The 21143-nt window shown below is 59.3% G+C and carries 20 protein-coding genes; 12 read left to right on the top strand and 8 right to left on the bottom strand.

The features are described from left to right. The first annotated feature begins 353 nt into the window (after positions 1-353). From G538_RS0101425 to G538_RS0101400, 6 genes are all read left to right on the top strand, one after another. Positions 354-1055 (top strand): glutamine amidotransferase, encoded by a 702-nt coding sequence (locus tag G538_RS0101425; protein WP_029067912.1) that lies wholly within the window; start codon positions 354-356, stop codon positions 1053-1055. 196 nt (positions 1056-1251) lie between these two features. Further along, positions 1252-2361 (top strand): NADH:flavin oxidoreductase/NADH oxidase, encoded by a 1110-nt coding sequence (locus G538_RS0101420; RefSeq protein WP_029067911.1) that lies wholly within the window; start codon positions 1252-1254, stop codon positions 2359-2361. 212 nt (positions 2362-2573) lie between these two features. Then, entirely contained in the window at positions 2574-3458 is an 885-nt protein-coding gene (locus G538_RS0101415) for a carbohydrate ABC transporter permease (protein ID WP_051196522.1), read from the top strand. Then, the gene (locus G538_RS0101410) at positions 3458-4360 is read left to right on the top strand and encodes a carbohydrate ABC transporter permease (RefSeq protein WP_029067909.1); all 903 of its coding nucleotides are present in this window, start codon (positions 3458-3460) and stop codon (positions 4358-4360) included. Before G538_RS0101415 ends, G538_RS0101410 begins: the two co-directional genes overlap by 1 nt. Before the next feature lie 34 nt (positions 4361-4394). Next, positions 4395-5744 (top strand): ABC transporter substrate-binding protein, encoded by a 1350-nt coding sequence (locus G538_RS0101405; RefSeq protein ID WP_029067908.1) that lies wholly within the window; start codon positions 4395-4397, stop codon positions 5742-5744. 90 nt (positions 5745-5834) lie between these two features. After that, on the top strand, positions 5835-7589 hold the full coding sequence (locus tag G538_RS0101400; protein WP_029067907.1) for a glycoside hydrolase family 35 protein: 1755 nt from the start codon (positions 5835-5837) through the stop codon (positions 7587-7589). A gap of 109 nt (positions 7590-7698) precedes the next feature. Here the strand turns inward: G538_RS0101400 and G538_RS0101395 are convergent, their stop codons facing one another. Together G538_RS0101395 and G538_RS0101390 are read right to left on the bottom strand one after the other, a co-directional pair. After that, positions 7699-8712: an NADP-dependent oxidoreductase gene (locus G538_RS0101395; protein WP_029067906.1), complete on the bottom strand. Its 1014-nt coding sequence runs from the start codon at positions 8710-8712 to the stop codon at positions 7699-7701. A gap of 37 nt (positions 8713-8749) precedes the next feature. After that, positions 8750-9142, bottom strand: a complete 393-nt coding sequence (locus G538_RS0101390; RefSeq protein WP_029067905.1) for a DUF1304 domain-containing protein — start codon at positions 9140-9142, stop codon at positions 8750-8752. A gap of 103 nt (positions 9143-9245) precedes the next feature. On the opposite strand from G538_RS0101390, the gene G538_RS0101385 reads away from it, so the two are divergent. Further along, complete coding sequence (locus G538_RS0101385; RefSeq protein WP_029067904.1) at positions 9246-9824, top strand: TetR/AcrR family transcriptional regulator; 579 nt, start codon at positions 9246-9248, stop codon at positions 9822-9824. A 134-nt stretch (positions 9825-9958) separates the two neighbouring features. After that, complete coding sequence (locus G538_RS0101380; protein ID WP_029067903.1) at positions 9959-10597, top strand: M15 family metallopeptidase; 639 nt, start codon at positions 9959-9961, stop codon at positions 10595-10597. 86 nt (positions 10598-10683) lie between these two features. Here G538_RS0101380 and G538_RS0101375 read toward each other — a convergent pair whose 3' ends face one another. Genes G538_RS0101375 through G538_RS0101370 form a run of 3 tightly spaced genes read right to left on the bottom strand, consistent with a single transcriptional unit; the run spans position 10684 to position 11735 of the window. Beyond that, on the bottom strand, positions 10684-11205 hold the full coding sequence (locus tag G538_RS0101375) for a hypothetical protein (RefSeq protein ID WP_245566758.1): 522 nt from the start codon (positions 11203-11205) through the stop codon (positions 10684-10686). Then, positions 11190-11363, bottom strand: coding sequence for a hypothetical protein (locus G538_RS17860; RefSeq protein ID WP_157544257.1), 174 nt, complete (start codon positions 11361-11363; stop codon positions 11190-11192). Before G538_RS17860 ends, G538_RS0101375 begins: the two co-directional genes overlap by 16 nt. 6 nt (positions 11364-11369) lie before the next feature. After that, positions 11370-11735, bottom strand: a complete 366-nt coding sequence (locus tag G538_RS0101370) for a thioredoxin family protein (RefSeq protein ID WP_029067901.1) — start codon at positions 11733-11735, stop codon at positions 11370-11372. A gap of 36 nt (positions 11736-11771) precedes the next feature. Between G538_RS0101370 and G538_RS0101365 the strand changes: the two genes are divergently transcribed. Further along, complete coding sequence (locus G538_RS0101365; protein WP_157544256.1) at positions 11772-12203, top strand: hypothetical protein; 432 nt, start codon at positions 11772-11774, stop codon at positions 12201-12203. A gap of 77 nt (positions 12204-12280) precedes the next feature. Here G538_RS0101365 and G538_RS14475 read toward each other — a convergent pair whose 3' ends face one another. The 3 genes from G538_RS14475 to G538_RS0101350 form a co-directional block, all read right to left on the bottom strand. Beyond that, positions 12281-13150, bottom strand: a complete 870-nt coding sequence (locus tag G538_RS14475; RefSeq protein ID WP_051196443.1) for a D-hexose-6-phosphate mutarotase — start codon at positions 13148-13150, stop codon at positions 12281-12283. A 72-nt stretch (positions 13151-13222) separates the two neighbouring features. Then, complete coding sequence (locus tag G538_RS0101355; RefSeq protein WP_029067899.1) at positions 13223-15562, bottom strand: LLM class flavin-dependent oxidoreductase; 2340 nt, start codon at positions 15560-15562, stop codon at positions 13223-13225. A 104-nt stretch (positions 15563-15666) separates the two neighbouring features. Beyond that, complete coding sequence (locus tag G538_RS0101350) at positions 15667-16662, bottom strand: LacI family DNA-binding transcriptional regulator (protein ID WP_169514073.1); 996 nt, start codon at positions 16660-16662, stop codon at positions 15667-15669. 159 nt (positions 16663-16821) lie between these two features. Between G538_RS0101350 and G538_RS14470 the strand changes: the two genes are divergently transcribed. From G538_RS14470 to G538_RS14465, 3 genes are read left to right on the top strand one after another with little or no spacing between them, the layout of a single operon-like run. Further along, positions 16822-18480: an HAD family hydrolase gene (locus G538_RS14470; protein WP_051196441.1), complete on the top strand. Its 1659-nt coding sequence runs from the start codon at positions 16822-16824 to the stop codon at positions 18478-18480. A gap of 15 nt (positions 18481-18495) precedes the next feature. Then, a complete protein-coding gene (locus tag G538_RS0101340) occupies positions 18496-19395 on the top strand; it encodes a DUF8171 family membrane protein (RefSeq protein ID WP_035832908.1) in 900 nt (299 codons plus the stop codon). A gap of 2 nt (positions 19396-19397) precedes the next feature. Then, the gene (locus G538_RS14465) at positions 19398-21143 is read left to right on the top strand and encodes an ABC transporter ATP-binding protein (RefSeq protein WP_051196440.1); all 1746 of its coding nucleotides are present in this window, start codon (positions 19398-19400) and stop codon (positions 21141-21143) included.

Below are 21143 nucleotides of genomic sequence, written 5' to 3'. Positions count from 1 at the left end.
CCGATGCTCCACCACCGCATCGTGTCGCATTGCTTTTCGCTTCCCCTTCTGCCTCAATCCCACGCCCCACCCTGCCCTCACGTTCCCCCTCCCCCCTCCACCATCCCCCGCTCAGGCCATGTGGCATGTTTTGGGACCGTGTGGCATGTCCTAGACAGCACACTCAGTACCAAAACATGCCACACAGGGGGGCAGGGGAGACGCTTGCTGAGAGCCCACCGCGATCACACCCGCAGCGTTCAGATCGCACTCGCACCACACGAACTCACTTCAAAACCACGAACTCACCGGTGATTATGCGGTGCTAGCAAACCCGCGCCAGTTGCTCCGCAGAGTCTGTGGAAAGATGAACCATGACCAAAAATGCCCTCGTTATCCAGCATGTCCTTGCTGAGGATCTCGGTATTCTTCAGCCAGTTCTCCGCGACCACGGATACACCATCACCATGGTCGAAACGCCGGTGCACGGAATCGCTGCCCCGCAGGCGCTCGACGCCGACCTGCTCGTGGTCTTGGGTGGCCCAATTGGTGTGTATGAGACAGGCGATTTCCCTTACCTGAACGACGAAATTGAAGCGATTACTCGCCGTCTTGCGGTAGGTGCACCAACAATGGGGATTTGCCTTGGTGCGCAACTCATCGCCCACGCATTGGGTGCGACAGTTGAGCCCACCGGCAGCGTCGAAATTGGCTACAGCCCTTTGACATTGACCGATGCTGGCCGACATTCAGTACTGGCACCATTGGTTGATACGCCGGTTTTGCACTGGCATGGCGATCAGTTCCACATCCCTGAGGGCGGCGATCTCCTCGCTCACACCCCTGGGTTCCCACATCAGGCGTTCAGCGTGGGCAATCATATCCTTGGCCTGCAGTTTCACTTGGAGGTGGACCCCACCACTATTGACCGGTGGATCATCGCGAATGCTGGTGAGTTGGCGACTCACGGTATCTCTCCCGATGCGCTGCGGCGTGATGCAGCCCAGTACGGTCCCGCTTTGGTGGCGGCGGGGCAGCAGGTGTTCGATGCGTGGCTTGCTGGGGCATCGGCATAATGGGGGTCACGCATGAAGGCGAAGTGGTCGGGGTGGGGTTTAGGGGTAGGCGGACGGTGAGGACAGCGAGGCGTGGATGACGGTGGGGAATCCAAGCGGAGGCGAGGACGTCGCGTATCAGGGCGAAGGGATCTGATTCGGGCAGGACGCGCGACCGGTGGGAATACTGCACCGGCCTGGTGCTGTTGCCCCCTGTGTGACCAGCACACTTTTTGATCCCATCGTTTTCCATGACCACACGATCCGTAACCGCGTTTGGGTGGCACCGATGTGCCAGTATTCCAGCGAGGATGACGGGTTGCCTACGCCTTGGCATCACATGCATTACGGCCAGTTCGCTGCGGGCGGTGCGGGCCTTGTCATGCTTGAGGCAACCGCGGTGTCACCGCAAGGCCGCATCACCCCGAGTGACTTGGGAATTTGGTCTGATGAGCAGGCTGCAGCGTTAGCGCCGATTGCCGCGTTCATTGCGGAGCATGGTGCATCGCCCGCTATTCAGCTCGCTCATGCGGGCCGTAAGGCGTCCACGTATGGCCCGTTTTCAACGAAAAATGGGTCAGTTCCGGTCGGTGAGGGCGGGTGGGAAACTATTGGCCCCTCGGCTGTGGCTTTTGGGAGCGAGTCGGGTCTCCCTGTTGACCGCCAGTTAGCTGTGCCGCGTGAGATGACTTCTGCGGACATTGCGACTGTGATTGAAGACTTTGCGAACGCTGCTGACCGTTCGGTGCGCGCCGGTTTCACCGTTTTGGAGGTTCATGCTGCGCACGGTTATTTGCTGCATGAGTTCCTTTCGCCAATTTCTAACCAGCGCACCGATCAGTACGGTGGTTCGGTGGAGAACCGGTCACGGTTGACGGTGGAGATCGTTGAGGCGATCCGTGCGCGCCACCCGCAGGTCCCTTTGTTTGTTCGTATTTCTGCGACGGATTGGGTGGATGGCGGGTACACCCTTGAGGAGGCGACGGTGACGTCGCGTTTGTTGAAGGCGGCTGGGGCTGACCTTATTGATGTGTCGACGGGCGGGAATGTTGCTCGCGCTCCGATCGCTACGGGGCCTGGGTACCAGATTCCGCATGCTGCGCACATTAAGAAGGAGGCTGGGGTGCAGGTCAGTGGTGTTGGTGCGATTACCGATGCGCGCCAAGCTGATGGTTACCTGCGTGATGGTCTTGTTGATGCGACGATGCTTGCCCGCCACATGCTGCGTGATCCGCACTTTGCGCTTCGTGCGGCTGATGAGTTGGGTGTGACGTTGGATTATTGGCCGGTGCAGTATGAGCGGGCGCAGGGTTTCCCTACCGCCTAGTTGTGGTTGATGCACTGAACGGAGAAACCCGCGTGGCAAGCGCGGGTTTTTCTGTTTTTCGGGGAACCTCTGGCGAATGTTTACGTCAACATGCTACTGTGTGACGGTCGATGTTGACGTAAACATCTACGTTTTCTATTCCTGCGAATAAGGTGGTTCGCACCGTGACTCTCACCAGAGAAGTTGAGACGCACCCCGGCGCCGCATCTAGTATGCCCGTGATTCGGCGTTCACGTCGGTCCTGGACCGGCTGGGGCTTTATGGCGCCCTTCATGATCGTGTTTTTGTTTGTTCTCCTCGCCCCGGTTTTGTACTCCGTATACCTCAGCGTGTACGACACAAAACTGATCGGTGGCACCCAGTTTGTGGGGATGGATAACTACATTCGGGTGATGAATGACCCGCAGTTCTGGGACGGTGTCGTCAGGATTCTGAAGTTCTTCGCGATTCAAGTGCCGATCATGATTTTCTTGGCGCTCGGTGCGGCGCTGGCCATTGACTCGGCGCGACTGCGGGCTAGTGGTTTCTTCCGCATCATTATTTTCATGCCGTACGCGGTGCCAGCTGTGGTTGCCACCTTGATGTGGGGCTTCATTTTCGGTGATCGTTTCGGGTTGGTCGCGAACCTCAATGACTTCCTCAACGCGAGTATCCCCTCACCGTTGACGAGCAGTTTGATTCTCCTGGCTATCGCGAACATCCAGGTGTGGACCTTCACCGGGTACAACATGTTGATTTTCTACTCCACGTTGCGCACTATCCCGGAGGAGTTGTACGAGGCTGCTGACCTTGATGGCGCTAACCAGTGGTGGGTGATCCGCAGCATCAAGCTCCCGGCGTTGCGCGGTTCTATGGTGATTGCGCTGGTGTTCTCGGTGATCGGTAGCTTCCAACTCTTCAACGAACCGAACGTGTTGAAGGGCCTTGCGCCGAACTCGATTTCTTCGTTCTTCACACCCAACATGTACGCCTACAACTTGTCCTTTAGTGGCCAGCAGTACAACTATTCCGCGACTGTGGCACTGGTGATGGGTGTGCTCACGATGATCGTGGCGTACTCTGTCCAGCACTTCGGCACCCGAAAGGATGAGCGCTGATGGCCGCCCTATCCCGTTACCGCAAAGACACCTCTGTTTTGTCCTCTGTGGGTGTCCCGAAAATTAAACGTTCGCCGCTGCTGTTCGCCTTGATGTTGTTCATCGCCGGGTACATTCTGCTCCCGTTGACGTGGCTCGTGGTGAACTCCACGAAAACCCAAAAGTCATTGTTTTCCAGTTTTGGCTTGTGGTTCTCTGGCGAGTTCGCACTGTTTGACAACATTTCGAAAGTGTTGACCTACGACGATGGGGTGTTTGTTCGCTGGCTTGCGAACACCGCGTTGTATGTGGTGGTTGGTGCTGGTGGTGCAACCTTGTTGGCTGCGCTGGGTGGGTATGCGTTGGCGAAGTTCAACTTCCCAGGGCGTCGTGGAGTGTTCATTCTTGTGTTGGCGTCATTGTCGATCCCTGGCACTGCGCTGGCTGTCCCCACGTTCTTGTTGTTCAGCCAAATTGGGCTCACTAACACCCCGTGGGCTGTCATTTTGCCCTCCCTGATTAACCCGTTTGGGTTGTATCTCATTTGGATTTACGCCTCGGAGTCGGTGCCAACGTCGCTGTTGGAAGCTGCCCGCCTTGATGGTGCCCGTGAGTTCCGCATCTTCTTTACGATTGCGTTCCGCCTGCTCACACCAGGGTTAATCACGGTGTTGCTGTTCTCCATTGTGGCGACGTGGAACAACTACTTCTTGCCACTGATCATGTTGAGTGACCCGCAGTGGTACCCGCTGACGGTGGGGCTAAACCAGTGGAATGCGCAGTCGTCCACAGTTGGCGGTGAACCAATCTACAACCTGGTGATCACGGGTTCATTGCTCGCCATCATTCCGATTATCGCCATTTTCTTGTACCTCCAGCGTTACTGGCAGTCCGGGCTAGTCGCCGGTTCTGTCAAGCAGTAAAAACCCGCCGTACCCCCACTTTCAGGAGACATTTATGTTCGCGTTTACCGCTAAAAAAGGCCGGATTGTTGGCGCCGCCGCCATCACCGCCTTGCTCGCTGGCACTGTTGCCGCGTGTGGTGACTCTCAAGACACCGCTCAAACGACTTCTCCCGCCGATGCTGAAGCTGCTCTCAGCGAAGAGTCCAGTTTGTTGGTGTGGGGGTGGGATCCCGCTATTCAACCTGTTGCTGACGCGTTTGAGGCCAAGTACCCAAACATTGACGTTGAGGTGGTCAATGTGGGAACGGGGTCTGACCACTACACCAAGGTCCAAAACGCCATCACCGCTAGTTCGGGTGCCCCTGATTTAGCGCAAATGGAGTACTACGCGATCCCGCAGTTTGCGCTGTCGGGTGGTTTGGCGGATCTCACTGCCCTTGGCGCTGGTGAGTTGGAGAGCTCGTATACTCCGGCTGCGTGGAACAACGTTGTGGTCAACGATGCGATTTATGGTTTGCCGTGGGGTACCGGGCCTATGGCGCTGTTCTACAACAAGGCCGTTTTTGATGAGCACGGTGTTGAGGTTCCGGGCACGTGGGATGAGTACGTTGCTGCAGCGAAAACTCTCCATGAGGCTGACCCCGATTTGTACATCACTAATGATGCTGGTGATGCCGGGTTCGCTACGTCGATGATGTGGCAGGCTGGTGGTCAACCTTTCCAGATTGATGGCACGAATGTGTCGGTCAATCTCCAGGACGAAGGTTCCATGAAGTGGGCCAACACCTGGAATGAGCTTGTTCAGAACGACCTGGTGGCGCCTATTTCGTCGTGGTCTGACGAGTGGTATCAGGGGTTGTCCAACGGGTCTATCGCATCGTTGACTATTGGTGCGTGGATGGCTGGGAACTTGGAGTCTGGTGTCCCTGATGGTGCTGGTGACTGGCGGGTAGCCCCGATGCCGGTGTGGAACGAGGGTGACACCACGACCGCTGAGAACGGTGGTGGCGCGTTCTCCGTGTTGGAGCAGAGCGACAACAAGGTTGTGGCCCAGGAGTTCCTTGAGTTCATGACGGCAAGTTCTGAGGGTCAAAAAATCACTCTCGACACGGTGGATGGTATCCCGTCAACGGTTGCTGAGCTCAGTGACGAGCAGTGGTTGAACCGTGAGTGGGAGTACTTCGGTGGCCAGCAGGTTAACCAGGTTCTTGCCGATGCTGCGAACAACGTTGTTGAAGGGTGGCAGTACTTGCCTTTCCAGGTGTTCGCTAACTCGGTGTTCGCTGACAGTGTTGGCCAGTCTTACGCCAACAAGTCAGACATTAACGCTGGGCTGTCGCAGTGGCAGGACGCCATTGTCAGCTACGGCGAGCAGCAAGGGTTTGAGGTGAGCGCCCAGTAAGGACCCCGCCAGGGTTCCCACTGGGTTCACTTCACGGCCGCACATGACGTAACGCCCGATCAGTTCACGCCTTAATCAGGAGCATCCCGCATGTCAGTCTTCGCGATCGGTGAGCGCGACTTCACCCTTGATGGTGAGCCGTTCCAGATCATCTCCGGCGCTATCCACTATTTCCGTGTTCACCCCGACTCGTGGCGTGACCGGATCCGGAAAGCGCGGCAGATGGGTCTTAACACCATTGAGACGTATGTGGCGTGGAACTTTCACGCCCCCACTCCACAGGTGTTCCTCACCGATGGGGACCGGGATTTGGGGAGGTTCCTCGACATCGTGCATGAGGAGGGGTTGCGGGCCATTGTGCGGCCGGGGCCTTATATTTGCGCCGAGTGGGATAACGGCGGGTTGCCCGCGTGGTTGACTGCCCAACCGGGTATTAAGTTGCGTAGTTCGCAGCCCGGTTACATGGCTGAGGTGGAACGTTTTTTGGCGGCGTTAGCGCCCATCCTTGAACCACGCCAGGTCACTCATGGTGGGCCGATCATTTTGTTCCAGGTGGAAAACGAGTACGGCGCGTACGGCAACGACCGCGCCTACTTGGAACGCCTCGTTCAGGTGTATGAAGAGTTGGGGTTTGTGGTGCCGTTCACGACGGTGGACCAACCCATGGATGACATGCTCGCCAACGGCACCCTCCCGCAACTGCACACGACCGGCTCGTTTGGGTCGCGCATCGAGGAGCGCCTTGCCCGGTTGCGTCAACACCAACCCACCGGACCGTTGATGTGTTCGGAGTTTTGGATTGGCTGGTTTGACCATTGGGGCGCGCACCACCACACCACCAGTGTGGAGGAGTCCGCAACAGCGTTGAACACGCTGTTGGCTGCGGGGGCGTCAGTGAACATTTACATGTTCCACGGTGGCACAAACTACGGTTTCACCAACGGCGCGAATGACAAGGGCGTGTACCAGCCGCTGATCACCAGCTACGACTACGATGCGCCTCTTGCCGAAGATGGTTATCCCACTGAGAAATACTGGGCGTTCCGTGACGTCATTTCCCGGTACGCACCAGTCCCCGATGATGTGCCTGACCACCGCCCCAAGGTGGCTGAAGGTGTGGCGCAACTGACGCATCGGGCTGGGTGGTTGGACATGCCCCTGGACGTTGACACCACCGTGGTGACTGACCAACCAGCAACGTTTGAGGACCTGCACCACACGGGTGCGTTCCTGCTGTACGAGCGGGACATTAATGTTCAGGGTGAGGCGGCACTGTACTTCGCTGACGTGCGCGACATTGCCCACGTATTCCTTGACTCCACCCAGGTGGGGGTCGCCTACCGCGACCACCACGACACGTTCATTCCTTTACCGGCAGATGCGCGCGGCACTCTGCGTGTGCTTGTTGAAGACCAGGGGCGCGTCAACTATGGGCCACGCCTTGGGGAGTGGAAAGGCCTTGGACCGGTTGAACTTGACGGGCAGCTCCTCACCGGGTGGCGCACCACACCGTTTGACCTCGGCATGGTGGGGCGAACCGCTTTCACACCCATCCCTGCGAGCAACACCGCCATTGCCGGGCCAGTGTTTTTGCGCGGTGACGTGACTATCACGCAGCCAACAAACCTGTACCTTGACACCACCACCTGGGGTAAAGGCAACGTGTGGGTCAACGGGTTCAACGTGGGAAGGTACTGGGCGCGCGGCCCACAACACACCCTCTTTGTGCCCGCCGAACTTCTGCGCCCAGGCACCAACAGCATCACCGTGTTTGAACTCCACGGCGCACACCGCCCCCAGGTGACATTCGCCAGCGGACCAAACCTCGGGCACACCGACTTTTAACCGAAACACAGCAAGGGTGAGGCCGCTTGGCGGAGCAGCCTCACCCTCAACACAGCACCCTCAACGGGTGCCCCAACACAACAACAGCCCACCACGGGCCGTCACACAACTAGGACAGTCGCACAACCATCTTCCCGATGTTCCCGCCACGCATCATCGACAAAAACGCGTCAACAGCGTGGTCAATACCGTCAACAACAGTCTCGTCATACGCGACCTTGCCCTCACTGAACCACGCAGTCATTTTCTGCGTGAACTCAGGGGCACGGTGCGTGTAACCACCCAACGTGAACCCGCGCATCGTCAAACCGCGAGAAATCATGTTGACCATGTTGTCTGGGCCAGCGACCTTTTCCTGGGTGTTGTACGTCGAAATCGCACCACACAACGCCGCCCGGCCACCATCGTTAAACGAGTTCAACGCAGCCTCCAAGTGGTCACCACCCACGTTGTCAAAGAACACGTCAATGCCGCCTGGTGCAGCCTGCTCAAGTTGCTGGCGGATAGGGGAATCCTTGTAGTTCAGGGCAGCATCGTACCCATATTTGCTGGTCAGCAAGTCAACCTTCTCCTGCGACCCGGCAGAACCAATCACCGTTTTTGCGCCAAGAAGACGAGCGATCTGCCCGGCAGCTGTTCCCACAGCCCCAGCAGCACCCGAAATGAACACAGTGTCCCCTTCGTGCACTGGAGCGATATCGGTGAGTCCCACGTACGCGGTCAGACCGGTCATACCCAACATGCCGAGGTACAACGACAGCGGCAGCCCGGGGAGTTCCTCCACCACACGGAAGCCTGCGCCGTCCTCTTGCACGATGTCGCGCCACCCGTACTGGTGCAACACAACCGCGCCAACAGGGTGCGCTTCAGAAGCTGATTCAATAACCCGGCCCACAGCGCCACCGGTGAGGGTTTCACCCAACTGGAACGGGGGAACATACGACCGCACATCATTCATGCGCCCGCGCATATACGGGTCAACCGACATGAACTCATTACGGACCCGAACCTCACCCGGGGCAAGATCGCCGTACTCCACCACAGTGGTGGAAAAGTTCTCAGGGGTAGGCCAGCCTTGTGGGCGTGACGCCAACTGAATGTGAGTGCTTGTGGCAGTGGACATGAAAAAGTCCTTTCACGAGAGGGAGACGAACAAAAAACTAGAGGACACCGGCAAGACCAACAGCAAGAAGCACGACGCCCACCAACGGTGGCACCAGTTGCTTCAACGCCGCACTTGTCTTGTCAGGTGACGAGAGAATCAGCACCAGACCGGCCGCAACCATCGACCCGGCGCCAGTAAACACCAACGTTGCCCCCACAGCCGTGTGCCCCACCGCTAGAACCACAGTCCCCACAATCACGGCAACAGCCAAGAACAGGTTGTAAAAGCCCTGATTAAAAGCCATGGTGCGGGTTGCTTCAGCTTCTTGTGGGCTCATGCCAAAGACGGCAAGCGCACGCGGTGTGGTCCAGGCGATGGATTCGAGGTAGAAGATGAACAGGTGTATTGCTGCGGCTAGCCCGGTGGCGATGAGTCCAGCGATGATCATGGGGTGTCCTGTCGAGCGTGATGTGGGAGCGGGAGTTATTTTGAACTGACCAGTTCAATATATACTGTAGTCCACACCCCCGCAACGCAACGGCAGGAACCCCATGGGACGCAACCAAACTTTCAACACCACCGACGCCGCCCGGGCAGCCCGCGACGTTTTCTGGTCAACCGGTTATGAACAAGCCTCCCTGCCCGAGCTCGAAGCTGCCACTGGACTCAACCGATCCAGCATTTACAACACGTTTGGCAGCAAACGCGGCCTCTTCGACGCAGCAGTGCAGAACTACCTCGATGAGGTCATCCGCCCTCACCTCAAACCACTCCACGCACCAACCATCACCGCTGACGCCGTGGTGAACTACCTCAACGGTTTGCGTCACGCCATCAGTCAAGAAGCCACTAACCCAACCCACAACGGCTGCCTACTCATCAACACCGCGGGGGCGCCCATCGCCCGTGACGCTGAGGTGCAACGAGTCATTGCCGCCTACCGGGCTGAACTCCACACAGCCATTGCTGCAGGGATCCGTGCCCGCCACCCCCAGCGCCCCGAATCAACAGTTGAGACGCTTGCACAAACCACCACCGCACTTGTGGTGTTCGCCATGACCATGGCCCGTGTTGACTCCACTGCCGCCAGCAACGCCCTCACCACGGCAATTGCAGGCATCGACGCCTAAAGCCACGAGGGAGCTGCTCTCTAGCACGCAGGTGCGCGCATAAACCACCCGCCGTGTTCCTCAGGTGAACCCCCGCCCTGCCGATGAGGTGGGTCAGACACGACAAAGCCAGGTAAGGCGCAGAAGGCGGGGCAGTGGACGGAATCGCAGCGATCTCAGCGCGCATGATGGAAATCCAAAACCGAATTGACATGCTTGGTGGCATGTCAGCGCAGTCCTTGGGTGGCACCGCCACCCAGGCCACGAGCGGCGCCCAAAGCACCAGTGCCAGCGGTACAAACGCCGTCCAAGAGGCATCATTTGAAGATGCCCTGAACACTGCGATGGAACAAGCCCAAGGCACAACAGCGGTGGCTGCTCCTGCCGCCCAATGGACCGCTGACGGGGTGCCCAAAGACCTTGTGAAATACGGAAATGGAAAAGTCCCCCGTGAAGCTCTTGATGCTGTGGGGAACACCGGCCACCGGTTGTGGGCGCCCGCTAGCGCATCGTTAGAGAAACTTATGGCCGCCGCGAAACGCGACGGCGTTGACATTGGAATCACTGACTCTTACCGGCCCATTGACGTGCAACACGACCTCGTGCGCCGTAAAGGCCTCTACTCCCAAGGTGGGCTCGCCGCCGCACCTGGGACCAGCCCACACGGGTGGGGGATCGCTGTTGACCTGAAACTCGACAACCAAGCCCAAGCGTGGATGCGCGCCAACGGCAAGGAATACGGGTTCATTGAGGACACCCCACGCGAACCATGGCACTGGGTGTTCCGCCCATAATGCCCGTCGGTTAGTTCGCCTTGTTCTGAGCTTCGCTGATCTCGTCACGCCGTTTTCGTTGCGCTCCGGGAAGCGCACAGGTGACGTCAGTTGCTCACGTCACCTGCCACCTCGAGGGGGCAAGCAGCTTCTTTGGTGATGCGAGCGTGTAGCGCCCACCCGAGTAGCGCGATTGCTCCGACGGCGAGGTAGGGCTGGATGGGTTCAAAAAATTGGATGGCCCCGGTGTATCCCAGCGCGAGGAGCACCAATTTGTTGCACACGGGGCAGCCCACGGCAAAGAACGTGACAAAAGCGCCAGCTGTGCCGAGGCGGCCAGGCCGGTCGCGGGTATCGGCGGTGTCTTTGCGGGCAACATAGGTTGCCGCAAGCAACCCAGTGAGAACACTTGTGACAATGAGGACCGGCCACGACCACGGGGTGGGTGGGATTTCACGCCCAAAAATCCCGGTGGGAATCATGGCGGTGGGGATCGCAATAAGCAGGACGGTCACCCCAGCAGTCAAGGCAGCGAAAAGCCACCGGCGGGCCTGCCAGGTGCGCAGTTCACTGAGCAGGGTTCGCCGTTGCGTGGGGATGGGCAGGGCGGGGGTTAGGTTCTGTTGCACGATGCTCCACTCAGATAGCAGCGCCCCGTTACGGCGCTCCATGCGGTGAAACCGGCGGCGAGGAACGCTGTTCCGGCCAGCAACGGCATGGAAAGGGTGTCAAGACCAAAGGCGATCAGCATGATGGTGACGACAATATTGGCGATGCGTACAGCCATGGCGGGTTATGAAGCGTTCCGTGCAGCGAGTTTTGTGCGAACGTCGTCCATGTCTAGCGAGACGATCTGGTCAATGAGGGCGTTCAGGTTTTTGCCGTTCATTGCGCCGGGTTCGCTGTAGAGGATGATGCCGTCGCGGAACGCGTACAGGGTGGGGATTGAGGTGATGCCAAACCCTGCGGCAAGTTCTTGTTGGGCGTCGGTGTCGACCTTGCCGAACGTGATGTCAGGGTATTTCTCGGAGGCCTTCTCAAAGATGGGGCCAAACTGTTGGCAGGGCCCGCACCAGGCGGCCCAAAAATCGAGGAGCACGATGCCGGTGTCGGTGACGTGCTCGCTGAAGTTCTCTGAGGTGATGTCCACTGTAGCCATACCCCAAAGATACCCCTAGGGGTATCTTCATGCAATGTGATTCACGGCCGCAGCGCCCGCCGATGCGCTACCCTCAACATCAGTGCACCCTTCATTGCGCCCTCAGCCCAAGCAAGAGAGGCCGCTCTTATGGCGCTAGACGTCACCCTCCACCTTGGGGATCTGTCATTCTGGGTTGTCATCAACAGAATTGGACTTTTCTTCCTTGTGGCGCTCTCCGCCCTACTTGGCGCTCGCATTGGGGAATCAGAGCGAAGCAAACAACTCTTCCGGAACTCTCCCAGAGAGTTCGCGTGGGAAGTCTTTCTGGTTGCCGCAATGGCGCTCATGTTCATGGAACGTTCGATGCTGTCCCCGTGGTGGGCGCACGTCGTTGTGTTCTGCCTCATTCCGTTGCTCGCGGGCGCGGCATGGAGAAAATGGCTGGTCAAAACACCACGACGTCAGCCGGAACCTACTAAGCGCTGAACGCCCCAGAGAAGTACGGCACGCTCAGTGGCGGGCAACGAGGTGGAGTCGCCGCTGCCCGCCCGTGACCAGTACTGTCACACGGTGATGGGTTCGATAGGGGAGACGGTGTACCGCACCGACAGGCTGTGACCCTGCTGCGGTTTGAGGGTTACCGCGTTTGGTCCGATGTTCCCAGACTCAACACACACAAAGCGGTTCCATTCGCCGTCGCCAATGTCAGGCATCGTCGAAGCGAGTTCTTGCCCTGGATTCCACACCACGGTGGAACGCGACCCCGACTTGGTGACCGTCACTGTTTTGTTGCCACCAGGGTCGGTGATGGTGACGGCGCGCATTGAGCTGTAAACCCGGTCAACTTCACCGGCGAATGTCACGGAGCCTTCTTGGGTGTGGTTGGTGCCGTGCTCTGTGTAGGGTTCGTCTTCTAATCCCAGCACAGTGGTTTCTGTGACGTCGGAGACTGCGAAGTAGGTGTGTAGCGCCTCTTCAAAGGTGAAATCGCTGTCCCCTTGGTTCACAACAGTGAGGGTAAGTTCCAGGCTTTCGGCAGTAAACGCCGCAGTGTATGTGGCGTGGAAGGGGTGGGGAAAAAGTTGAATGCCATCTGTGGCGCTGGCTTGGGTGGGGGTGAGTTCAAAGGTGACGGTGACATCGCCGGTGGGGCTTTCAACAGTGTCAACCAGGTTCCATTCACTGAGCCGGGCGAACCCGTGTGACGGGGTGAGCAGGGCGTCTGGGCCTTTGCCGAACCATGGGAAACACAGTGGGATACCGCCTCGTAGAGCGGTGCCCGGGGTGTGGTTTGCTGCGGAGGAGACGTACAGCATCGGGCCGTGGCCAGGTGCATCCCACTGTGTCACCTGAGCCCCCCACGCGCGTGTTGCAAAAGCGCCTGCGGGGGTCATGACAGTGAGGTTCTCCTCGGTGTTTTGCGCGGAATTCATAGTTCCATTTGACCATTGAGGCCCCCGCCCCGCCCTATGGAGGGGGAGTTGGAACGTTTTTGTCCGCGTATGTCACCCCTCAAACATGGGTGGCATTGTCGGGGGCACCGCTAAACCAGAACGGAACAGGTGTTCAGGGTCCCACTGCTGTTTCAACCCAACGAGTCGTTCAAGTGTTGCCCCAGGGTAAGCATCGGGCAGCCTATCAACGCGGGTATCCGAGGAATACCCGGCGTACATTCCGCGCCGGTACGCAGCCCACAACGCCCAGGTGTTGTCGTGTGCGGCAACGTCGCCGGGGTAAAACCAAGTGGTCACGTGAACATCAGCATCACGGTGAGCGAACGCTGTGGCGCCTGCGGGCAGGTCATTGATGGCCCCACCCACGCTGCGTAACTCCACCCGCATCACTGTGTCACCACTCAGCATGGAGGCAACAGCCGCCGCCGATGCGCTATCCACCTTGGTGAGGTACCCGTTGCGTACGTGGATGGTTTGCTGACCGCTGTGCCGCTGGTGTGTTGGTGCCATGACTTGGCTGTATGGCAGCAGGTGAGCTTGCTGCTGGAGGGGTTCGCCGAGGTTCAGGAGTTCTTCTAGCACCATGATCGCGGCTTGTGTGTCATCGTTTGCCCACATGGCAAACACTTGCGCCACCACACCGGAAGTTGGTGTGCGGTCCAGGAACACAAACGTTGTGAGTTCACGAGGGCTGCGCGCTAGGAGGTCAGCCCACTGTTCAACGAAAGCGGCAGGGTCACTGACGGACAACATGAATTGCGCAAACACAACTTTATCGACGTCTAACGCCTGGAAATCAACGTCAGTGACAATCCCAAATGAGGACCCTGCCCCGCGAATTGCCCACAACAAAGCAGGGTTTTCCTGAGCGTCCGCGCGCACCCACTGGCCGTCAGCGGTGACAATCCGGGCGCTACGAATGTGATCAACGGTCATGCCATGGGCGCGAGCCAAATAGCCCAACCCGCCACCGGTCGCTAACCCGCCCACACCAACATCACCAATGTTTCCGCTGGTCATCGCCCACCCGCGGGGGGCAAGACGATCAGCCACGTCACCCCACAACGCACCCGACTGCGCCCGCACTAACCTCTGGGCGCTGTTCACCACAGCCACTGACGCCAATGAGGACACATCAACAACAATCCCACCAGTATTTGTGGATTGCCCCGCCAGCCCGTGCCCACCTGAACGCACACTCAACGGCACATCGGCGTGGCTGGCAGCGAACTCCACTGCGGCTCGTACGTCATCAACGTCCCGGGCCATCAGCACTAACCCTGGAGTGCCTTTTGCCATGTACGTGGAGCGAACATCGTCATAACCACTGTCCCTGGGGGTGAACGCAACATCACGTAACCGTTGCGGCACAGCACCATAATCGATGGCTTCACTCAGTGGTGCATCGTGTGCAGCCGCACTTGCCCGGAAGTGCCCACCACGGCGCCCAGGGGCCACCGCACGCCACCGCACACTATCGCCAGCTTCACGTGCCTCCGTGAGCATCTCCTGCGCCATCGGTGCAATGACCTGCGCAAAAACACTGATTTCTTCTTCACTGTCTGTGGCAAGAATGAACGTCGATACCCCAAACTCGCGCGCAATGTTCGCCACATCGCGAGCCCAACTTTCTGGTGAACCGTGAAACACCGTCCCACCAGTTGTGGACTTACCAGCAGCCGTGAGCGTGCCGTTGATGTTCAGCATCCGCTCAATGTCGGCAGGTTCACGCCCTGCCTCACGGGCGGCCGCATCGATGATGTCGTTCCCTGTCGCTAACTCATGCAATGACGAAAGATACGACAACGACGGCAACCAGCCGTCACCCTTGCGGCCAATGATGCGTTGCATTCGAGGTTTGAGCGCCCCCACCCAAATTTTTGGGTCATGGGCTGGTGCAGGCCCACGCTTTGCGCCCTGCACCTGATGCACGGTGCCGTGATGCACGAAACGCCCGCGGTTGGCGGGGTTCCACGTGTCACGGATGATGTCGATCGCCTCGTCTAGGCCGGTCACCGAGTCACGAACACTGAGCCGCGGCACCCCCATCGCTTCGATGGCGTCCCAAAAAATCCCTGCCCCGATGCCCAGTTCAACACGGCCCCCCGTGAGGAGGTCGAGGCTGGCGATCTGCCGGGCTAGCCGCACCGGATTGTTTAACGGCAGGTTCATGACGTTGCCCGCCAGGCGGATGCGACTGGTCGCTGCGGCGATGTAACTGAGCAGCGTCCACGTGTCGTGGTAGCCCGGCTGGTAGGGGTGGTCTTGGAAGGTGACGAGGTCCAGACCAGCCTCTTCGGCGTGTTGTGCGAGGCGCACAGGGCGCAACGGGTCGGTGTTTGCGGGGGTGATGAAAGCCCCGACGGTCAGGGGGCGTCCGTAGTCGGGCATGAAACAAGTTCCTTTGTGAGGGTGCTCTTGTCAGCGTACGCCTGAGCGGGTGAGATGGCAGACCTTCAGCCCGATGCTCGGCGTTGCTTAAATGGGGAGTGCTGTTACGCGGAGTTGGGGATGGTGGAGCCGCGGGCGATAAGTCGCGGTTCTACGACATCGCGGCGCGGGGGTTGGCCGCCCAGCATGTCGACCAGCATGTGTAGTGCCCGTTGGCCCATCTCGTGGCGGGGTTGGTCGATGGAGGTGAGTTGGGGGCGCAGGAGAGTGGCGAGCTCAGTGTTGTCGTAGCCAACAATCGCGAGGTCTTCGGGGATGCGTAGCCCAGCATCGAGGGCTGCTGCGTGGAGTTTCGCTGCACGCCGGTCATTTGATGCGAATACCGCGGTGGGTGCGGTGCGCGCGGTGGCTGGGTCGCCCATCGCATGGACAAGGGCATGTGGGCCGTGGAACACCTGGTGGGGTTCGGGTAGGGCAAGGTCGGTCATGGTGGTGTGGAATGAGGCGAGGCGGGCCCTCGATGCGGGGCGTGGTGAGCCTGACAGGTGGGCGATGCGCGTGTGGCCCAGTCCGGCGAGGTGTTCCACGGCGAGGCGGGCGCCAAGTTCGTCGTTGTTCCACACCGAACCGACTGTGTCTGGTACGGCGGCTGGGCGGCCAACAACCACGATGGGCAGGCGGGCGGCAGCAGTGGCAAGGTGTTGGGGGTTCAGGGCTGCGGACACCACGATGATGCCGTCTGCGCCGAGATCCTGCATGTGGCCAAGTCGGGCGGAGAGCGCTTCTTCATCACGGTGTCCGTGCGTGAGGATGGCGCTGAGTCCCACTGTTGTGGCGGCAGCTTCGATGCCTTGGGCGATGTCTGTGTGGTACGCGGAGGACAGGTCGTTGAGCAGAATCCCGATCATGCCGCTGCGCCCTTGGGCGAGGTTCCGGGCCCACGTGTTGGAGCGGTAGCCCAGTTCTTGGGCCACATTCAGGATGTGTTGCCGGGTTTCGGGTTTTACTCCGCTGCTGCCGCGTAACGCAAGGGAGACCAATGATTTGGATACTCCGGCGTGCTGGGCAACGTCAATGATGGTGGGTTTTCCGCGGCTCACGTGTCCATTTGTAGCACGGGTCTGTGACAACCCCATTTTGTGGAACGTTCCACTCTGTCATTTGTGGAACGTTCCACAGTTGTTCACTGTGCGGTCCGCCACATGTCATATTGCGTGCGTAGCGTCGGGCACCAGAAGAACAGCAGAAAGAAGCCCACCATGACAACACGCCACCTGCCCACCCCACGGGCACTCCTCCTCGACTTCGGCGGAGTCATCTTCCTCACCTCAAAAAACCCCGCCGGAAAAGAAGCCGCCACCGCCGCACTCCTCCGCCACATCCACCGCGCCGGCCACGACATCGACCCAGCCGCCCTCACCGCCTCCATCACCGCCGGACAAACAGCACTCAAACACTGGAAACACGCCTCCTCCCGGCGACTCAACCCCAGAGAAATGGGACACCGAGAAATCGTCGGCGACTTCCTCGCCGCCGACCTCCCCGCACCCATCCGCGCAACCCTCGAATCAGAAGCGCGCCAAGTACTCCACGACATCAACTCCGCGCTCTCACACCACACACTGCGCCCCGGCATCACCGACCTGCTGAACACCGCAGCACAACACAACGTGCCCGTCGTCATCGTGTCCAACGCCCACTCCGGAGCCAACCACCGCAGACTCCTGCGCGCACACGGCATCGACAAATCCTTCGCCGCACAGATCTACTCCGACGAAGTCGGCATCCGCAAACCCAATCCACGCATGATCGAACTCGCCGCTGAAGCAGCAGGCGTCGCCCCAGCCGACTGCTGGTACGTCGGAGACACCCTCGACCGCGACGTCGTCACAGGCCGCCGAGCCGGAACCGGAGCGGTATTCATCACCGCCTCCCAACACACAGCAAACCCACCCTTCGCCGTCACCGAACAACCCGACGCGATCTTCGACACCCCAGAAGGCCTCGTCCCCGTCTTCCACGACGCACTCACCAACACCACAACACAACCCGGCGCCACAACACAACAACCGGCACAAGCATCGGGCAACACCACAACGTCAACGAACGAACGCCGCACAACACTGTTCATCGACCACGGAGGCGTCATCTCCACCTCCCACAACGACGATGCCCTCCTCACCCCATTCCTGCGCCACCTCTCCGAATTCCTCAGCACACCCACCCACCCCTTCACCGTGTGGGAAGCCGGAGTACAACTCGCCCAAGCCCGCGAAACCCACAAAACCTGGAAACAACAACGCCGCCTCGAACACGACGCCACCGACGCACCACTACGCGAAATCCAACCCCACGAATTCTGGACCACACTCTTCGGCGCAGGCCTGACCACACAACAACAAGCACTCCTACGCACTGAAGCCCACGAACTCACCGCCGCATACGGACGAGCCAAATCCCGGCGCACCCAACGCCCCGGCATCCACGAACTCCTCACCGCCTGCTTTGAGCGCAACATGCCCGTCGTAGTCGTCTCCAACACCATCAGCGGGCGCGCAGTACGCGCAGAATGCCAAGCAATCGGGCTAGACGGCCTGATCTCCGGGTACGTGTGCTCCGACGAAATCGGAATCCGCAAACCCGACCAACGCATCATCAACCACGCCATCACCCTCGCCAACGCAAACCCAGCAACCAGTTGGTTCGTTGGCGACAAACCCCAAAACGACGCCGCCGTGGCGCTCGCCGCAGGCATCACCCACCGGGTGCTCCTACGTGGGGGAACCACCGAAGACGACCAGCTCGACGCCGCATTGGAATCAGGCCTCGCCACCCACGTGGTGGATTCCGCCCACGGTGTTCTCGACGCAATGACCTCACAGCATTCTCAGGACCGACTCCTCGCACACCACCTCTGATTGATGGGAAAAACCATGACCAGCACGTATGAGCGTCGCGGAGAACTACGCGGCACCATGGACGAAAACCTAGAACTCAACACCTCACAAAAATTGATGATCTTTGTGCTGTCCATGTCACTGTTTGGGTTGTCCAACGTGATCTTGGAAATCATCCCTGATGTTTCCATCGGCCCGGTAGATATCTCAGTTGCCTACTTTGTTTTTGTGCCCCTGGTGATGGTGGCGCTCTTCAGCCCATTCTGGGCTGCACTTGGTGCCCCAATCGGTGAAGTAATCTTCACCGACCTGTTGATGGGAGACTTCTCAGGGCTCGCCGAAATCGAAGGCATCATCCAAATGTTCCTGGCCCTCTACATCGCCGGAACACTGATGCGGAACCCCCGCTCAAAAGCGCAAATCTGGATAGGTGCCATCACCGTTGTCGTCATTGACAAGTTCCTCTCCGCTGCCGTTGACCTCTCCAAAGTGTGGATCGGTGTCGAAGACGCAGAGTTCGTCGAAGGGCTCCCACAGTCCATCCTGCTGCTAGAAGGAATCGGATTCGGCGTTGACATCATCATCTCCGGGATCCTGTTCGGTGCCATCCCTGCGATGTGGCTGATCCCAGCGCTCTACGGAAAAATCGAACCACTGCTTGGAATGCGCCCCCGCCAACCCGGAGACAAAGTCAACGGCGGAGCACAGAGCGTCTGGTTCGTGGTGTCCGCAGTGTTCCTCTCCATCGCCGCTTTCTTCTTCGCCTTCCTCGAAGCGTGGGACGTTGAAGTGGGAGTCATCGACTCCGACCTGCGAGAACAGTACGGCGATACCTTCCTCCTCGTCTCAGTGGCAGGGATCATCGTGCTCCTGACCCTGGTGTGGCTGATCTCCCGCCGCACACAGCGCCGCTCCGCCTCACCCTCCAAGGACTGACCGTGCCGCAACCCATCATCACCGTTACCGACCTGTCATTTCGCTACCCAGGCGCTGACCAAGACTCCCTACGCAACGTCAACCTCACCATCGAAGCTGGCGACTTTGTCACCGTCATAGGCGGAAACGGGTCAGCAAAAACGACCCTGTGTAAAACCTTCAACGGACTGATCCCGCACTACTGGCACGGCGAATTCGCTGGATCCGTGCACGTTGCAGGCGTTGACACCTGGGATTCCTCCGTCACAGAACTATCCGCCCACGTGGGGTACGTGTACCAAGATTTCCACAACCAACTTGTGCGCCCCACCGTGCGTGACGAGGTGGCATTTGGCCCCGTGAACTACGGGCTTGATGACCACGAAGAGCGCACGTCGTCAGCGTTAGAAACCCTCGGTATTACTGAGCTCGCACAACGCTTCGTCTGGCAGTTATCTGGCGGCCAAGCGCACCTGACAGCACTGGCTTCAGTGCTAGCCCAACGCCCCACCGTGCTGATCGTTGACGAACCAGTCGCCGAACTCGACCCCGAGCGCGCCGCCGTCATCTACGAACGGCTCGCCACACTCAACCGTGAACTCGGGATCACCATCATCACCATTGAGCACCACATGGAGTTCGTGGCCCGCTACGCAAAATCAGTAATCCTCATGGCAGACGGCACACCAGCCTGGCACCTCCCCATCGAAGAGGCCATCACCCGCACCGGTGAACTCGAAGCTCACGGCATCCCAGCACCCCAATCCATCAACGCCGTCAAGGCGTTAGGTATCAGCGCCACCCCACGCACCACGGAAGATGCAGTGGCTGCGATTCGCGCATCGGGCAAAAAACCCAGCGTCCACTGGTCCGGGATCGCACACCTAGCCACCCAAGAACCCAACCGTGACGTCGTAGCACGCGCTGTGAACGTCACCCACGGGTACAAATCGGTGTCCGGGGAAACCCACATGGTCCTCAACAACGTGAACGTTGACCTCCACGACGGCGACCGGGTAGCACTCGTTGGCGGAAACGGGGCAGGCAAATCCACCCTCATGAAACTCCTCGCCGGGATCATTGTGCCCCGCGAAGGGACCGTGTGGTTGGGGGAAACAAACTCACGCTCAAAAGCTTCCCCACACCTCGCAGAACATGCCGCCTACCTGTACCAACACCCAGAGTTGATGCTCCTCAAAGGGTCCGTCGCTGAAGACGTCGCGTTGTTCCCTAAAGACCGTAAACACCCAGACACAGATGCACTGGTGGCGCACATTTTGGACCGAGTGCGCCTCACCGACTTCGCAGACCGCGATGGGCGCACCCTGTCAGGTGGGCAGCAACGGCGCGCAACACTGGCCATCGGGCTAGCGATGCGCCCCACAGTTCTCCTCCTTGATGAACCAACCTCATCACTGGACGTCTCCTCCCGCGACGACGTCACCCACATGCTCGCAGACCTTGCCGGGTCAATCCGGTGCACAGTTGTTGCCACACACGACATGCAACTCGTCGCGGAATGGGCAAACCGGGTGATTGTGCTATCCGAGGGCGGGATCATCGCGGACTGCCACCCACGGGAACTCTTTGGCAGCCCACAGGTGTTGGAACGAGCCCACCTCACCGCCCCAGAAATCGTCCGAATCGGTAACGCCCTCGGTGTTGCCCCCGTGCCACTGTCGGTCGCTGAACTAGCCGCCGCCTACCACGGTGACGGCCCACCACCAGTGCCAACCGCAACCGCGCAAACATCAGCGTTAGGAGTGTGA

This window comes from Jonesia quinghaiensis DSM 15701, from assembly GCF_000423205.1.
GTDB lineage: Bacteria > Actinomycetota > Actinomycetes > Actinomycetales > Cellulomonadaceae > Jonesia > Jonesia quinghaiensis.
This window is presented reverse-complemented; position numbering and strand designations above follow the sequence as displayed.

Bases quoted from the DNA above. Each gene is read 5' to 3' on its own strand.
- G538_RS0101425 (WP_029067912.1), top strand. From the start codon at position 354: ATGACCAAAAATGCCCTCGTTATCCAGCATGTCCTTGCTGAGGATCTC.
- G538_RS0101415 (WP_051196522.1), top strand. From the start codon at position 2,574: ATGCCCGTGATTCGGCGTTCACGTCGGTCCTGGACCGGCTGGGGCTTT.
- G538_RS0101410 (WP_029067909.1), top strand. From the start codon at position 3,458: ATGGCCGCCCTATCCCGTTACCGCAAAGACACCTCTGTTTTGTCCTCT.
- G538_RS0101405 (WP_029067908.1), top strand. From the start codon at position 4,395: ATGTTCGCGTTTACCGCTAAAAAAGGCCGGATTGTTGGCGCCGCCGCC.
- G538_RS0101400 (WP_029067907.1), top strand. From the start codon at position 5,835: ATGTCAGTCTTCGCGATCGGTGAGCGCGACTTCACCCTTGATGGTGAG.
- G538_RS0101395 (WP_029067906.1), bottom strand. From the start codon at position 8,712: ATGTCCACTGCCACAAGCACTCACATTCAGTTGGCGTCACGCCCACAA.
- G538_RS0101390 (WP_029067905.1), bottom strand. From the start codon at position 9,142: ATGATCATCGCTGGACTCATCGCCACCGGGCTAGCCGCAGCAATACAC.
- G538_RS0101385 (WP_029067904.1), top strand. From the start codon at position 9,246: ATGGGACGCAACCAAACTTTCAACACCACCGACGCCGCCCGGGCAGCC.
- G538_RS17860 (WP_157544257.1), bottom strand. From the start codon at position 11,363: ATGGCTGTACGCATCGCCAATATTGTCGTCACCATCATGCTGATCGCC.
- G538_RS0101370 (WP_029067901.1), bottom strand. From the start codon at position 11,735: ATGGCTACAGTGGACATCACCTCAGAGAACTTCAGCGAGCACGTCACC.
- G538_RS14475 (WP_051196443.1), bottom strand. From the start codon at position 13,150: ATGAATTCCGCGCAAAACACCGAGGAGAACCTCACTGTCATGACCCCC.
- G538_RS0101355 (WP_029067899.1), bottom strand. From the start codon at position 15,562: ATGCCCGACTACGGACGCCCCCTGACCGTCGGGGCTTTCATCACCCCC.
- G538_RS14470 (WP_051196441.1), top strand. From the start codon at position 16,822: ATGACAACACGCCACCTGCCCACCCCACGGGCACTCCTCCTCGACTTC.
- G538_RS0101340 (WP_035832908.1), top strand. From the start codon at position 18,496: ATGACCAGCACGTATGAGCGTCGCGGAGAACTACGCGGCACCATGGAC.